Annotated in this window: 13 protein-coding genes and 1 pseudogene; 5 read left to right on the top strand and 9 right to left on the bottom strand. The window is 58.1% G+C overall.

The window, feature by feature from the left end; translation table 11 throughout:
* Nucleotides 1–340: 340 nt before the first annotated feature.
* Nucleotides 341–1,098, top strand: a protein-coding gene (locus ACS5RD_RS09045) for an IS5 family transposase (RefSeq protein ID WP_489927796.1) whose coding sequence is annotated in 2 segments (ribosomal slippage) — nucleotides 341–659 and nucleotides 659–1,098 — 759 coding nt in all. Because the reading frame shifts where the segments join, the coding sequence is not laid out codon by codon here.
* Nucleotides 1,099–1,101: 3 nt separating this feature from the next.
* Here the strand turns inward: ACS5RD_RS09045 and ACS5RD_RS09040 are convergent.
* From ACS5RD_RS09040 to gspG, 9 genes and pseudogenes are all read right to left on the bottom strand, one after another.
* Nucleotides 1,102–1,980, bottom strand: coding sequence for an NAD(P)/FAD-dependent oxidoreductase (locus ACS5RD_RS09040; protein WP_489930908.1), 879 nt, complete (start codon nucleotides 1,978–1,980; stop codon nucleotides 1,102–1,104).
* 890 nt (nucleotides 1,981–2,870) lie between these two features.
* A pseudogene (locus ACS5RD_RS09035) lies at nucleotides 2,871–3,005 on the bottom strand (transposase); the annotation flags it as partial.
* Between the two features lie 20 nt (nucleotides 3,006–3,025).
* Nucleotides 3,026–4,114, bottom strand: coding sequence for a HupE/UreJ family protein (locus ACS5RD_RS09030; RefSeq protein ID WP_489930907.1), 1,089 nt, complete (start codon nucleotides 4,112–4,114; stop codon nucleotides 3,026–3,028).
* A complete protein-coding gene (locus ACS5RD_RS09025; protein ID WP_489930906.1) occupies nucleotides 4,111–5,286 on the bottom strand; it encodes a hypothetical protein in 1,176 nt (391 codons plus the stop codon). Before ACS5RD_RS09025 ends, ACS5RD_RS09030 begins: the two co-directional genes overlap by 4 nt.
* A gap of 223 nt (nucleotides 5,287–5,509) precedes the next feature.
* Nucleotides 5,510–7,492: a type II secretion system secretin GspD gene (gspD, locus tag ACS5RD_RS09020; protein WP_489930905.1), complete on the bottom strand. Its 1,983-nt coding sequence runs from the start codon at nucleotides 7,490–7,492 to the stop codon at nucleotides 5,510–5,512.
* Between the two features lie 12 nt (nucleotides 7,493–7,504).
* A complete protein-coding gene (locus tag ACS5RD_RS09015; RefSeq protein ID WP_489930904.1) occupies nucleotides 7,505–8,347 on the bottom strand; it encodes a type II secretion system protein N in 843 nt (280 codons plus the stop codon).
* Nucleotides 8,344–8,724 (bottom strand): type II secretion system minor pseudopilin GspI, encoded by a 381-nt coding sequence (gene gspI / locus ACS5RD_RS09010; protein ID WP_489930903.1) that lies wholly within the window; start codon nucleotides 8,722–8,724, stop codon nucleotides 8,344–8,346. The genes ACS5RD_RS09015 and gspI overlap by 4 nt, the downstream gene beginning before the upstream one ends.
* Nucleotides 8,721–9,239, bottom strand: a complete 519-nt coding sequence (locus tag ACS5RD_RS09005; RefSeq protein WP_489931357.1) for a prepilin-type N-terminal cleavage/methylation domain-containing protein — start codon at nucleotides 9,237–9,239, stop codon at nucleotides 8,721–8,723. Before ACS5RD_RS09005 ends, gspI begins: the two co-directional genes overlap by 4 nt.
* Nucleotides 9,240–9,259: 20 nt before the next feature.
* Nucleotides 9,260–9,784, bottom strand: a complete 525-nt coding sequence (gene gspG, locus ACS5RD_RS09000) for a type II secretion system major pseudopilin GspG (RefSeq protein WP_489930902.1) — start codon at nucleotides 9,782–9,784, stop codon at nucleotides 9,260–9,262.
* 118 nt (nucleotides 9,785–9,902) lie between these two features.
* Between gspG and gspL the strand changes: the two genes are divergently transcribed.
* From gspL to ACS5RD_RS08980, 4 genes are read left to right on the top strand one after another with little or no spacing between them, the layout of a single operon-like run.
* Nucleotides 9,903–11,102: a type II secretion system protein GspL gene (gspL, locus tag ACS5RD_RS08995; protein WP_489930901.1), complete on the top strand. Its 1,200-nt coding sequence runs from the start codon at nucleotides 9,903–9,905 to the stop codon at nucleotides 11,100–11,102.
* Nucleotides 11,099–11,578 carry a type II secretion system protein M gene (locus tag ACS5RD_RS08990; RefSeq protein WP_489930900.1) on the top strand — a complete coding sequence of 160 codons (480 nt, stop codon included), beginning with the start codon at nucleotides 11,099–11,101 and terminating at the stop codon, nucleotides 11,576–11,578. Before gspL ends, ACS5RD_RS08990 begins: the two co-directional genes overlap by 4 nt.
* Before the next feature lie 3 nt (nucleotides 11,579–11,581).
* Entirely contained in the window at nucleotides 11,582–13,081 is a 1,500-nt protein-coding gene (gspE, locus tag ACS5RD_RS08985; protein ID WP_489930899.1) for a type II secretion system ATPase GspE, read from the top strand.
* Nucleotides 13,082–13,084: 3 nt separating this feature from the next.
* The gene (locus tag ACS5RD_RS08980; RefSeq protein WP_489930898.1) at nucleotides 13,085–14,335 is read left to right on the top strand and encodes a type II secretion system F family protein; all 1,251 of its coding nucleotides are present in this window, start codon (nucleotides 13,085–13,087) and stop codon (nucleotides 14,333–14,335) included.

Below are 14,335 nucleotides of genomic sequence, written 5' to 3'. Positions count from 1 at the left end.
TTGTAGCCCCCTCGCGCATGCCGTCGCTACGCCGGATCGCGCCATAAACCGCAGCGAACTCTTCCCTTCTGCTTTCACTATGCGTCTGTACGGGCAATGGATAATCGCCCGATAGCATGACCTCATCGACTCATTCGATCGCCGAAGGTCCGGTTTCGATTTTTCCTCTGACGCAAACGGTCAATACTGGTGCAAACAACCGTTCTCGGGACTTTTTCCCTAAATGCCAGAATGCTTACATGAGCAACATAATCGGCGGCTATCCAACTGTTATGCTAGGGTCAGGACCTATTGATTTTGCAACGCAGCCGTGATTCAGGCTCCGCAAGGAGACTGAGCAATGAGCAACCTTTACTGGCTGACGGACGAGCAGATGGCTCGACTTAAACCCTTCTTTCCCAAGAGCCACGGGGTGCCGCGTGTCGATGATCGTCGGGTCTTGAGCGGCATTATCTTCATCAATCGCAATGGCTTGCGTTGGTCTGACGCGCCGAAGGAATACGGCCCGGCGAAGACGCTTTACAACCGTTGGAAGCGATGGGGCGACATGGGCGTCTTTGCCCGGATGATGGAAGGGTTGGCCTCCGAGGCGGCGGTCCCGAAGACGGTGATGATCGACGCGACCTATCTCAAGGCGCACCGCACGGCTTCAAGCCTTGGGGTGAAAAAGGGGGGCGCGGTCGTCTGATTGGCCGGACCAAAGGTGGCATGAATACCAAACTGCATGCCGTCACTGACGAAAACGGCCGACCGATCCGCTTCTTCATGACCGCAGGTCAGGTCAGCGATTACACCGGCGCTGCGGCCTTACTGGGCAGCTTACCCAAAGCGACGTGGCTGCTGGCTGACCGGGGTTATGACGCCGACTGGTTCCGAGACGCCCTGAAAAACAAGGGGATCACGCCTTGCATCCCCGGCCGGAAGTCACGCGCGAAGCCTGTCAAATACGATAAACGCCGATACAAACGCCGCAATCGGATTGAGATCATGTTTGGCCGTCTCAAAGACTGGCGGCGGGTGGCAACACGTTACGACAGATGCCCAAAAGTCTTCCTCTCCGCCGTCGCTCTCGCCGCAACCGTCTTGTTCTGGCTTTGACGATCAATGAGTCTGGACCCTAGGCAGGGCATTGTGGATCGCCGTTGCTGCCACGGCACCTTGGCCCATCGCACAGGCGACCTGATCGAGCCCTTCTGTGAGGTCTCCAATCGCGTAGACTCCCTCGATGCAGGTTTTCTGCTTTGCATCGATGATAACGCAACCGCCTTCAGTAAGACGAACACCGAGCTTAGCCGCCAGCTCTGTACGAGGGGTCGTGCCCAAGGCGACATACAGAGTGTCAAAGTGCTGGGTCTCTCCATTCTCAAGCGTCACGATGACTTCGGAGTCCGACAGCGCCAAGCCACTCATCGGTGACGCCAGAACGTAGATACCGTCCTTTGCCACCGCCACAGAGCCGTCAGATGGGATCAGCGTGACGGTCAGGGAATAGTGGCGAATGAAGCTCGCCTCGGCAAAGCCGTTCGCGCCACTCCCAAGAACGGCAATGCGTTTGCCGCGGATTTCATAGGCATCACAGACCGGGCAATAGCGGATCAACCCCCGGCTTAGACCCTGATCGTGGTCGCTGACCGACAAAGGCGGCCGATGATTGACGACACCAGAGGCGAAGATAACACTGCGCGCGGTCTCAACCCCGCGATCGGTCGTGACGTGGAACACGTCTCCCTGCTTTTCGACCGCGCTGACCGTCCGGTTTTCAAGCGTGGCGCCATATCGCTGCGCATGAGAGCGCATCCGGTCAAGAAGATCGCGCCCGGAAATGCCGTCCGGAAAGGGCGCCAGATTGTGCGCTTTCGGAATCATCAAGGCCCGCCCTTCCTGAGCGTCAAAAACCATGACGTTGCGCAGGAACCGGGCAAGGTACAGTGCGGCAGTCAGTCCCGCAGGGCCGCCACCGATGATAATGCAGTCTTTCATGGCCGGTTTTCCAATGTGGAGGCATCCCAAAACGGGGGTTTTTGTCCAACCAGACGAACATATCAAGATCACCAGGAAATCAGTGGGATAAAAAAATCTTTGGCGGAACTCGGCTTAATTTTGTCAGATTTTTGGCCAGTTCCCGCAAAGCGGACATTGGCCGCGATGCAGTATGCGGTCAACATGGGCTCGAAGCCGGCTTTCGGCGGCGCAGCAGAGGAACAGCCCGGCCTGGCGCGGGCACAGTCGACGCGGCCGGCCCAAAGCCGACGTTGGGACATCGATCGGCGCTGCAGTTCAGCGTTCTCAAAGACGCCATTGGTCGGTCTTGCAGCATCACTGCGCCAACGCTTTCAAAGTTTGGACAGCAAAAACGCTAGCTCCGATCGGGGTGGGGAACAATGGGAAGCATGAGTCTCCATTTGGTTTGTTGAACCGTCCGTGCGATCGTAAAGCCTACCTTCAAATAGACTGCGATTATCGGATGGTTTTTGGCTGAGGGTCAGTTGTCGCAATGGGAACTCGACGGCTAAATAACATAGCCATTCGCTTACGTGCAAAGCCAGCGCTTTGACCGTTGCAGGATATCTCTGCCTTTGCAACGTATTAGTCGATGGCAGGCGATCCTTCGGGTCTGCAGTCAAAGTGGCGCTGCCCCCAGACATGCGCGGCGTAGTCATGCATTTCACATTCCGCTATCCCGCCTCGTCATATTGGTGTCTGATTGGGATGGATAGTCCGATGACACCCCGCATGGACGAGCAGTTTGACGCAGTTTACTTGGTTCCTATGCGGCTCCGCCGGTTGTAACCAAAACATCGTCGTCAAATAATTCAACCGAAGCGTTTGGATGCGCTCAGTGCATAATTTCTGAAGGCCATCTCCTTCCGGTCAAGACCGATCAGGTGCAACATGCTTTCGTCGGACCTAGTCATTTGACGGAATGCCATGCCGAACAACACCTTCATCGTCAGGCAAGTCTGGATCGCGGTAACGCTGTAATTTGGCTGATGACTCCCGTTTCCCTGTCAGACCGCTTCCAAGGTTAAAGGCCTACTCGAACCCAAACCCAAAACATCCCTATGCTGCCTGCAAGAATGCTGCCTGCCCACAGCAGTACTCTGCTTTTCCCAATCAAGAACAAAATGGGTAGCGCAATCACAACCAGTACGATTTGGGCCACTTCGATCCCCAAATTGAAGCCGATCAACGCCACCGCAAGCCCGCTGCCCGAAAGTTGCAGCACGCCCAAGGCTGATGCAAAGCCAAAGCCGTGGATAATGCCGAAGAATGCCGCGACCGCTGCGCGAGGTGCCGGGATGAACGGCCGCACATTATCTATGGCCGTGACGACAATCGAAAGCGCGATCAGGATCTCGATTATCGTTGAAGGCGGGCGAAGGAGTTCGGTCGCAGCGGCTGTCAACGACAGGGCATGTGCGGCCGTGAAACCTGTCAGCACTGCGATGACGTTCAGTATTGCAGCACGCCTGCCCATGCCGGACGCTACGGCAGGCAACATTATCACCAGCAAAAATACAAGATGGTCGGTGCCACCTGTCAGATGTTCTACGCCCGATTTGAAATAGGTTAGAAACGAGTTCAGCAAGCCTGAGGTCTCGTTGTTGATCACCACAGTTGGGTTCGATACACTGAGCAGGGTCGTCGTGATTGCTCCGGCAAGATTGGCCGTCAGGAACATCCGGTGATCGGGATCAATTTCGGCGAACAAACGTGAAGTTGCTGTCAAAGGCGCATCCGCCACCGGGCAGATCACGGAAAACTCGAGATCAAGATAGTCGATGCCGGCGTCTGAGGACACATCGGCACCGGTTGGCGTCAAGGCACAGGAGCCGCTGGTATCTAGCTGAAAAACCGAAGTAAAATAGGCTTGAACGGCGGACAGACGTTGCTTGGTTTCACCCCAAGTGATGTTGCCATCGAGATCTTCGTCCATCCAGACCGCAACTTCGATATCCCGAAACGCAATGCGGACCTGCGCCGTCATTGCGCCATCATCTCGCGTGATCGTCACATAAGACCGTGTCGTCTCATGCGCTTGCGCAACCGTTACCATACATAACATCATGAACACGAGCATGAAACGCGCGCAAATTTGTAAAACTGGGGTCATTTGGCGGCTTTTCTGACGGAATCCGGGATATTCAAAGCGGGTACGGCCACCGATTGTTCGGCCATCCAAGCCAACACAGGGGCGGCTGCCTCGGGATTTTTGGCGGCGACAGCGCTGTCGATCAGAAGCTGTGCATCCTCAAATTCATGCTGAAGATGCCAGTTGACGACGGCGCGCTGCAACGCAAGCTGTGGATCGCCCGCTAATTCAAGGAAATACCGCGCTTCTTCCCGCGCATGGGCGGTTAGGCCCAAGTCGAGGTTCAACCGGAACCGGCGATCAAGCTCGGCCTTTGCCGCATCAGCCATCTGCTGATCACCTGTCATTTCTGCTGCCAGCACGCGCCGGATCAACACACCATCGACATCTGGCGCAGGTTCAAGCAGCGTCAAAACCTCGGCTGCGGCCTTATCGTTCAACAACAGATCGGCGAGCAAAAGCCGCTCGCGCAGCGCCAGCGGGTCTGCCGCCAGCACATCCGTAAAATACATTTTCGCCGTCTTGGTATCGCCTTGCAACTTGGCAATCTCGCCCATCAATCCAATCGCCCAACCCCGCAAAGAGCCGTCAAGTAGGCCGGGGCTATCCACAATGCCTTGAAGTCGTTGATAAACCAACGGCGCACGATCTGTCAGCAACAGCGCCGTTGATTGGCACAAAAAGCCCAGCTCTGGGCGCGATACATCCGAGAGGCGTTTGCAATCGGTGGCGGCCAGATCAAAACGGCCCAGCACAATCTGGATGGTTGCACGGTTCAGCAATGCGCTGGCGTTGGCAGGATCCTGTTTGATGGCACGATCCAGCATCACCAGCGCGCCGCTAAAATCGTGCTGATATTGCCGAACGGTCGCCAGCAGATTTAGTGTTTCTACATCTGGGTCAGCCATGAACGGACTTAAAACACCACTCGCCGCACCGACAAGGCGCGAGTCGCCTGCGGCGCGTCCTTCGGCGATCAGGGCAGTCGCGGCTGCTTTTGCTGCAACCAGATCGTCAGGGGCTGCACGGGTCGCGCGCAGCATGGCTTGCAACTCGGCAGGGTAAACCTTTGAACTAGTTTGGAGTTTTGCCACGATGGTCGCGTCGCTCAACTGCGCGGCAGTGGTTTTGGTGGGTGCGTTGGTTGTGATTACGGCCACCACCACGATGATGCCACCAACCGCGACAGCCATTGCAATGCCGCCAATCTGCCTGCGCGATATGATTGGCATCCGTGCCCTTTCAGCAAAACCAAGGCCCGGCGTGAAAACCTGCCAGAACCAACTGAAGAAGCTACGCAGAAAACTTCAGAAGGTTTCACCGTTGCAGCGAGGTTTGCTGATTTATGCGCCAAAAATCAGAACACAGCCCCCTGCCAGTGTTTATTGTAACGCTGCGCTGCCGCAGGGTGAGAAATCAATAAAGACCGTCAATCTCGACGGGAAGCCTGCGCACGGGTTTCGGTTCTGCCAGCAGGCTTTTCGGATCGCCGGGGTTAGACTCGATGGCTTTAAGCCGCTGAAAGCGGTTGTCGGCGACGGATGCGATGTCACTGCGGGTGCGCAAAATGGTAGGTCGCAGAAACACGAACAAAGTCTGCCTGCGCGACGAGTCCGATTTAGAGCGGAACAGCCCCCCGACGATTGGCAATTTGCCAAGCCCCGGCACCTCGGATCGACTGGATTGACGATCATTGGTGATCAGGCCGCCCAAAACAATGGTGCCGCCATTATCCGCCAGAACCGTTGTCTTGATGCTGCGCCTGTTGGTGACGATATCGGCGGCACCGGCCACAGCAGCTGCGGCCAAGGACGAGACTTCTTGTGTGATGTCCAACTGGATCACGTCGCCCTGATTGACCCTTGGCAGTACCCGCATCGTGATGCCGACATCGCGGCGTTCAATGGTGCTTTGAGTGTTGCCGTTCCCGGTAAAGGTGCCAGTGCGGAACGGCACGTTCTGGCCGACGACAATTTCAGCGGCCTGATTGTCCAGCGTGGTGATGCTGGGGGTTGAAAGCAAGTTGGCTTTGGTCGACTGCCCAAGGGCCTGCAACAACAGACCAAATTTATCTTGCCGCGACAGCCCGATTGACAGCCCCGTCGGGGCCACTCCGACGGCCGCAGGCGAACCGAGCAAGGTCAGGATGTTATCCAAAGTTGGCCCTGTCGGCGAAAATGAGGTGGCAGCAAAACCGCCAGGCGGCGCAGCGCTGCCAAAGCCAAGCTGCACGCCGAGTTGTTCGGATATATCGCCTGAAACTTCGACGATGGCAGCTTCGATCAGCACTTGCGGGCGGCGCTGATCTAACTCGGCGATTAGCGCCGCCAGATCAGATTGAACCTCGCGCCTTGCACGCACCACCACTGCGTTGGTTTCAGTTGAAGGCTGAATGGTGATGTCTTCTGCGGCAAGTGAAATCACAGGTGGCGGGGCGGGGGCTGCATCGGTCGCGGCTTCGCCCTCGGCTCCCGTCGCATTATCCGCTGGCAACGCTTCGGCCACTGGATTGCTGACCGCACTGCCCGAACCGATCAGGCCGCGCAGCACTTCGGCCATCGAGGTCGCATCGGCATAGCGCAGTTTATAAACCCGCGTGACAGGCACGGTCGAGGGGATGGCCTTGCCCGGCACATCCAACTCTGCCACGACCCGCTCGACCATCTCGTAGGTTTCGCGGTTCGATTTCAGCAACAACACGTTCGAGCGTGGATCAACCGTTACGCGGGCGACGCCACCGTCGGTTGCCGAGGATTTCAGCACGCTTTCAACCGCCGCCCCAACATCGACCGCATCGGCATTGCGAACTTGGATTGTGAAAACTTCTTGTCCGGTATCGGCATCCAAAGCGAGTGCGATGCCCTCAATCCGGCGCACATTTTCCGCAGTATCGGTGATGACAAGCGTGTTGGTATCCACTACGGCCTCGATATAGCCAAAGCTGGCCACCAAAGGGCGCAATGCACCCACAGCCGTAGTCGCTGGGAAGTTTTTCAGCTGAACCAGTCGGGTGATCACGTCAAGACGACCGACATCGCCGTTGCTTTCAATCACACCGCCGCCCTCGCGGATGCTGGCCTGCGGTACAATGCGCCAGAGCTTGCCAGATGGCAGCGCGGCAAAGCCCTGCACCGCAAGCACCGACTGAAACAATTCCCAAACGCCATCGACATTCAAAGGCTCGGTCGAGATCACAGTGACCGTACCTGATACATTGGGGTCAAGCACCAAGGTTCGTCCGGTGATTTCTGAGACTTGCTCTGAAAGCGTGCGGATGTCCGCGTCGCGCAGATTGATCACGAAAGTCGAAGGTTTTGGCGTTGTCTGCGCGCCTGCCGGAGCGGCGGTTTGGAGCATCAGTGCGATCAGGGTTGCAGAAATTATCCGGGTTATGTTCATGACTGCCTCTGACTATCGCAAAGGAAATGACATGATGATCGTCTGTCCATCCCGAACCAATTCCACCCGCGCGCGGCCTGATGCCGCCACTTCATCAAAATAGCTTTGATCTTTGGCCATGTCGCCTACTTTCTGGCCATTCACGGTTGTGACCACATCTCCGGGTTTAAAGCCCGCCTGTTTGACACCGCTCGACGCATTTTCGGTCACACGGTAGCCCTGATCGGTGATTTGCAACCCAAGCCTGTCGATCACGCCCTGCGCGTCCATTGCAATGGCGGCGCGGTAGCGGGCGATAACGGCGTCCGGCTCATTTGAGGCTGCGGCGGGCGCAGCCCCGGCGGTGGCCGACGGGATAAGATTGCGCAGATCGGGGCCATTGCTTTTGATGGCCCCAGGGGCATCGCCGGGTTTGACGAAAGATAAGGTTTCCAGCCGGCCATCCACATCCAGCACGACATGGTCAGATTCTATGACCGAAAGACTGGCGATATCGGTGATGTTCTCGCCAATGTAAAACGCCCTTGCAGGCCCGGTGCCGCCCGCGATGATCGCGCGCGATCCTGAGGCCGGTTTCGCAATCGTCACCCCAAGCAACACCAAACCAAGCGAGGTTTCACCTGCGACCGTCTGCACAGGGGCCTGAACAACCGAGGTGCCAAAGGGTGCAAAGCTCAGAATCGGTGTAAGGTCAATGCGCGGGGCTTCAACGGACGGCACCTGTCGTGACGCCACCCGTGCGCCAACATCGTCGCCGCTAAGCCGCCAAAACACTTGCCCCGCCGACAACCCCAATGACACGGCAGTTGCCACCGCCAGCCCCCAGATCGGCAATGTCGGGATGCGCGCAATCATGGCGCGGGCAGACCTTTGATCGTGGTGTCCAAAAAGCCTGTAAGCACAGTGTAATCACGCCCGTCTGTGGCACCGCGTGCAGTAAGGTCTACTTGGGCAAGATCAGGATCCTGCGTTGGCACAAGGTTGACCGCCACGGTAAAAGCCACGCCATTCATCGGTTCAGGGGAGAGTGCGGGCGTTAACCCCAGCGTCAGTTCTGCCAAGTGATTTTCCAGCACCCATTGTGCCGCAGCACGGTTTTCCAACGCCGCGATGCGGTTGATATGGGCTTCGGTCGCCCCCAGCAGCGAAATAGCGGACATCGCCAGAATAACCAGCGCCACCAACGTCTCAATCAGGGTAAAGCCTGCCTCGGGGCTGCGGATATTGGTCACATCCCCTCCTTGGCAGTCGCCGTTGCAGAAAAGCCGTCGAAATTCACAATCCATTCGGCGCTGTTTGACGTGGCGATGTCTGAAAGTGCTGCGGATGACAACACAAAGGTTATTGGCGAACCCAAACCACTCGGCGCGATTAAGATCGGATCATGGTTAGCCTTGCCATCAACGGCAAGCTGCAAGGGATCGCGCAACGTGTGGCGCGCAGCCAGAATGCCCGGTGCCGCCGCGCGCCAGTCTTGCTGTGTTGCTGACCAAGCAACAAAGCTGTAGCCATCTTGATCCCAAATCAGCGCAAGCGGCGTGCCTGTGACCATCGCCTCGTCAACCCCCAGTGACAGATTATTCGCCAGACGCACGGCTTCCGATTGCGCACGACTGCTGCGGTCTGAGGCATTGACCCCAAGCATGGTTGCCCCAGTCGCCACGCCAATCACCGCCAACACCACCAGCATTTCAATCAGGGTTATCCCGCTGTCTTGGCAAGACCGCCGCGTTCGCAAAAGCTGCATGGGGCCGATGCCGATTGTCATCAGTTCGTAGCGCCGTGTCGAATGTCGGCATCTGCGCCTTCACCCCCAAGCACACCATCCGCGCCGTTGGAAATCAACTCGTAGGGGCCGGTTTCGGCGGGCGATTTGTAGATGTAGGGATTGCCCCACGGATCGACCGGTGCCGAGGGCAGATAGCCACCCGCCGCCCAGTTGATCGGCACCGGGGCCGCCGAGGGGCGCTGCGTCAACGCAGCCAAGCCTTGTTCGGTGGTGGGATAGGTGCGGTTATCGAGGCGATACATCTCAAGACTGGCCGCCACGCTGCGCAGATCAGCACCTGCCACGGCCACCCGCGCCTCGTCGGGGCGACCTATCACATTCGGCACAATAAGCGCGGCCACAATGCCAATGATCACCAGCACAACCATCATCTCAATCAGCGTGACGCCGGCGTCAGAGGCGCGTTCGGATTCATTTGAGCATGATTTATCGTGTGCGCGTTGCAACCGAATTTGTTCAAGTTTGGTTTTGCGGCCTGACAACATCTGAGCGAACGCGATCATCTTTACATCCGATCTTGAGGATACTTATACCTGACATACGCAGTGAAACTTACTAGGTTTCATTTCGTATCATAAATATACTCAGCGCGTGGGTGCAACCGGGAGCGGATGTGACAACATGATTGATCACAAAGGCGTTTCTGTCGCGCTGTACCCTGCTTTGCGCTTTTTGCTGCCAGAGCGTCTGCGCGCGCGGATCTTCCCAAAACATCAAGTTTCGCGGCTGTCGCAGCCAGTGATCGCCAAAAGCCCAGAAATTGCCACGCATGGTTTACATGACAGCATCACCTGGATCGCCTGCGAAGATGTGCTTTTGTTGAAGGTCAGTTTGCCGAAAATGGCGGCGAGCCAAAGGCGTGCCGTGGTAGGTTTTGCCATCGAAGAGTCGATTTCCCAGCCGTTGGAACAGGTGCATGTCGTTTTAGGTCCGCGGTTGAATCTTGCTCCGCAAGAACACGAAGATGATGTGGCCGAAGGGGGCTCGTGGCTGGTGGCCGTTGTCAGCAATGCTGTGATGGCCGATCTGGTTGCGGCGCACTCCGCGACCACTGCGCCGATGATCCCGGATGTTATGGCTTTACAAGTGCCAGACGCAGGGGATTGGACAGTGTTGGCGCAAGCAGATCGCGTGCTGGTGCGGATGCCGGATGGCACGGGCTTTGCCGCGTCAGCAGCGATGTTGACGACGCTGTGGCACGCAGCAGGATCTCCGCGCGTGGTCCTTCTGGGCGGTCAGTTGCCCGCCGATATTCCTGTCGCTGCGATGGGGCAACTTGCGACCAGTGTTGACCCCAGCCTGAAGGGCTTTGATCTACGCTCTGGCCGTTTTGCGCGCCGTGGGGCGAGCATTCCGAAAGGTGCGCGCGCTTTGGCGGTTGTGCTGGCTATCGCTGCGTTTGGCCATCTGATGCTGCTTGCGCTGGATGTCGCAGGGCTTAGTCGGATCGCAAAAACCCAAGAAGCTGCTGTCCGCTTGGCGCTTGAAGCCACGGGTCAAGGCGTTGAGAGCGATGTTGCCTCCGCTCTGACCGCTGCACTGGCAGCACAGCAACCGAGCAGCGCAGCGGGCTTTTTGCCCCTGTTAGCGCAGGCTTTCAGCGCTTTGCAGCCTCAGGCCGGACAAGTTCAGATTAAGGATTTGCGGTATTCACAGGCCGACAACAGCTTGGCCCTGACGATGGAGGCACCTGACCTTGCTGCCCTTCAAAGCGCTGAGACGGCGTTTGGCGATGCAGGGCTAGTGGTGGTTGCAGGCGCTGCAACCTCTGGAGACGGTGCTGCCGAAGTTCAGATGACTTTGCGCAAGAGCTTGCCATGATGGATAACTATCGCGCCATAGCACAAGATTGGTTCATGCAGCGCAGCCCGCGCGAACGTCTGTTGTTGGGTGTGCTGGGTATTTGCGCGCTGGTTTGGATTGCGGTTGCGGTAATCTGGCAGCCACTGCGCCAGCACCGTGCTGCATTGGAAAACAAGATAGCCCTTTATGACGCAGGGCTGACCGCGCTGCAAAACCCGGCGTTTGATGTCCGCTCCGGGGCGTCGGCAATCATTGATAACCGTCCCGTCCCATTGATCCTGACCGAGTCCGCCGCCGTCTTCCAACTTGCCATCCGCAGATTGGAATCCGAGGGCGCAGGCGCGCGTGTTGTGCTGGAAGATGCAAGTTTTGAGCAACTGATCCTGTGGCTGGAAACGCTGAAGCGCGAACACGGCTTGAACGTCAGCGCGTTGGAAATGAACCGAAAACCTGCCCCCGGTGTTGTCAGCACTACCTTTGCGGTGGAGAGATAAATCATGCCCGACGTCCAATCTGCACCGCTGATCCCCGCGCCGCTGCCACGCCGAATTGGCTTGCCCTATGCCTTTGCCCGTCAGCACGGGGTTATTTTGGAAACCGGGCCAGACGGTCCGGTGTGCGTGTTGCGCCCGGAAGTGTCCGTTTGTGCGATTGTTGAGGTGCAACGCATCGCGGGCAAAGGCCTGCGCCTTGAGCCACTGTCAGAATCGCTGTTTGATGCGCGCCTCGCCGTCGCATATCGCGACAATGCCAGCGATGCCTCGGATGCTGCTGGGGCGGATGACGATCTGGCAAGCCTTGCCGACCGCACTGCCGAGGTCGATGATTTGCTCGACCAATCCGACGATGCCCCGGTCGTGCGCCTGATCAACGCGCTGTTGCTTGAGGCGATTAAAGAGAACGCCTCTGACATTCATATTGAGACTCAAGAACGTAAATTGGTGGTGCGGTTTCGCATTGATGGCGTGTTGCGCGCGATGGTGGAACCAAAGCGGGCACTCGCCCCATTGTTGGTCAGCCGCATCAAGGTGATGGCGCGGTTGGATATTGCCGAAAAGCGTCTGCCGCAAGATGGCCGGGTGTCGCTGCGCGTGGGTGGCCACGAGGTGGATGTGCGCGTCTCAACAATCCCGTCACAATATGGCGAGCGGGTGGTGATGCGCTTGCTGGACCGGGATGCCACCCGCTTTGGGCTTGACCGGCTTGGCATGTCGCCGCGCGATGCCGAGGTGTTCGCGCGGCTGCTTGCGCGCCCGGATGGCATGTTGTTGGTCACAGGCCCAACCGGATCTGGCAAAACCACAACGCTTTATGCCGCACTGGATCATCTGAACGACCGCAGCCGCAATATAATGACGGTGGAAGATCCGATTGAATATTCTGTCGATGGCATCGGCCAGATGCAGGTCAACCCGCGCACTGATCTGACCTTCGCGCGCGGGTTGCGCGCCATTCTGCGGCAAGATCCCGATGTGATCATGGTGGGCGAAATCCGCGACCGCGAAACAGCACAAGTTGCCGTTGAATCCGCAATGACTGGGCACTTTGTGCTGTCCACCTTGCACACCAACACCGCCGTTGGCGCGGTGTCGCGGTTGGTTGACATGGGGGTCGAGCGGTTCTTGCTGGCGCCGATGCTGGTGGGTGTGGTGGCGCAGCGGCTGGTACGCCGCTTATGCGCCGAATGTCGACGCGCTGATACTGCAACCGAAACCGATGCCGCGCTTATTGATGGTCTTGCCATCGGCGATGCGCTGTTTCGCGCCTGCGGCTGCCCCGCCTGCCACGGTCAAGGCTATCGCGGCCGATCAGGCATTTACGAGGTTGTGGCGATGACGCGTGAGATTGAGGCGCTGATCTATGCCGGAGCATCCGAGGCTGATCTGACGACGCAGGCGCGGCGCGATGGTCCGGGGTTGATTGCCGATGGTCTGCGCCAAATCCGGGCGGGCCTGACAACGGTTGAAGACGTCGCCCGTGTGGCGCAAGAGGCATAACGCATGGCAGCCTTCCGGTTCAAAGCGATGGACGATGCAGGCAAGCCGCAGAATGGCATGCTGGAAGCGATGTCTTTGGCTGCGGCGCGCCAACAATTGCGCGCCCGCAACCTGTTGCCTCTGGAAGTCGTTGCAAGTGCCAAATCTGATGGCACCAAGGCGGATCGCAGCACATCCGCGCTGAAAGGGACGCAATCGCGGGCCACACAATCGGGGCCTAGGATGCCGCTGGCTGCGCTGACTTTGTTCACTCGACAAATGGCGACGCTACTCGGCTCTGGCCTGCGGATTGAGGATGCGCTTTCGACGATTGCGCAAGGCATGAATCCAAAGGTTGCAGGCACCTTGTTGAACGTGCGCGCATCTGTGCTGGAGGGGCGCAGCTTTGGCGATGCGCTGGCCAGCTATCCGCTGATATTTTCCGATTTCTACCGCGCTTCGGTGCGTGCGGGCGAGCAGGCGGGCAAGTTGGATCAGGTGATGACGCATCTCGCAGGCTTTGTTGAAAACCGCGCCCGCAATCGGCAAACCGTACAACTGGCGCTGCTTTACCCTGCACTTTTGGCGGTGGTCAGCCTGTCGATCATCACCCTGCTGATGGCCTTCGTGGTGCCGGACATTGTGCGGGTCTTCACCTCACGCGGGACCGATTTGCCGTTTCTGACCCGCGCTTTGATCGCGGTATCCGCCTTGGTGCGCGGCTATGGGCTTTATGCGGCACTCGGCCTGATAGCTGCGATTTTTGCTTGGACGCGCTGGCTGCGCGTGCCGCAAAATCGGCTGCGCTGGCACCGCGTACTGGCAGAAGGTCGGCTGACCGCGAAACTTGTGCAACGGATGAACGCCAGCCAATTTGCCGGAACCCTTGCGACTTTGGTGCAAAGCCGCGTGCCGTTGATCGAGGCCTTGATGGCCGCCGCCGATGTCACCCCAAACCTGCATGTCCGCGCCCGCGTCGCCGAGGTGACCGAGAAAGTCCGCCAAGGCACCAGTCTGAAGCGCGCAATGGACGAGGCTGCGGTGTTCCCGCCGATGCTGGTGGCTATGGTTGCCAGCGGTGAAGCCTCTGGCAATCTGGGTGCTGCACTTGATCACGCAGCGACAGATCAGCAGCGCGATCTGGATGCTTGGGTGCGCGCGCTTGTGGCGTTGGCCGAGCCTGCAATCCTGCTGTTGATGGGCGGTATGGTGATGGTCATGGTGTTGGCAATCTTGCTGCCCATCGTGTCGATGAACGGGCTGGTCACAAAATGA

It is taken from the genome of Cypionkella sp. PAMC25878 (assembly GCF_058135695.1).
The sequence above is the reverse complement of the archived record's forward strand: the minus strand, read 5'-3'. Positions and strand labels throughout refer to the sequence as shown.

Coding starts and splice junctions, on each gene's coding strand:
- ACS5RD_RS09040 (WP_489930908.1), bottom strand. CDS start 1,980: ATGAAAGACTGCATTATCATCGGTGGCGGCCCTGCGGGACTGACTGCC.
- ACS5RD_RS09030 (WP_489930907.1), bottom strand. CDS start 4,114: ATGACCCCAGTTTTACAAATTTGCGCGCGTTTCATGCTCGTGTTCATG.
- ACS5RD_RS09025 (WP_489930906.1), bottom strand. CDS start 5,286: ATGGCTGTCGCGGTTGGTGGCATCATCGTGGTGGTGGCCGTAATCACA.
- gspD (WP_489930905.1), bottom strand. CDS start 7,492: ATGAACATAACCCGGATAATTTCTGCAACCCTGATCGCACTGATGCTC.
- ACS5RD_RS09015 (WP_489930904.1), bottom strand. CDS start 8,347: ATGATTGCGCGCATCCCGACATTGCCGATCTGGGGGCTGGCGGTGGCA.
- ACS5RD_RS09005 (WP_489931357.1), bottom strand. CDS start 9,239: ATGCAGCTTTTGCGAACGCGGCGGTCTTGCCAAGACAGCGGGATAACC.
- gspG (WP_489930902.1), bottom strand. CDS start 9,784: ATGATCGCGTTCGCTCAGATGTTGTCAGGCCGCAAAACCAAACTTGAA.
- gspL (WP_489930901.1), top strand. CDS start 9,903: ATGATTGATCACAAAGGCGTTTCTGTCGCGCTGTACCCTGCTTTGCGC.
- ACS5RD_RS08990 (WP_489930900.1), top strand. CDS start 11,099: ATGATGGATAACTATCGCGCCATAGCACAAGATTGGTTCATGCAGCGC.
- gspE (WP_489930899.1), top strand. CDS start 11,582: ATGCCCGACGTCCAATCTGCACCGCTGATCCCCGCGCCGCTGCCACGC.
- ACS5RD_RS08980 (WP_489930898.1), top strand. CDS start 13,085: ATGGCAGCCTTCCGGTTCAAAGCGATGGACGATGCAGGCAAGCCGCAG.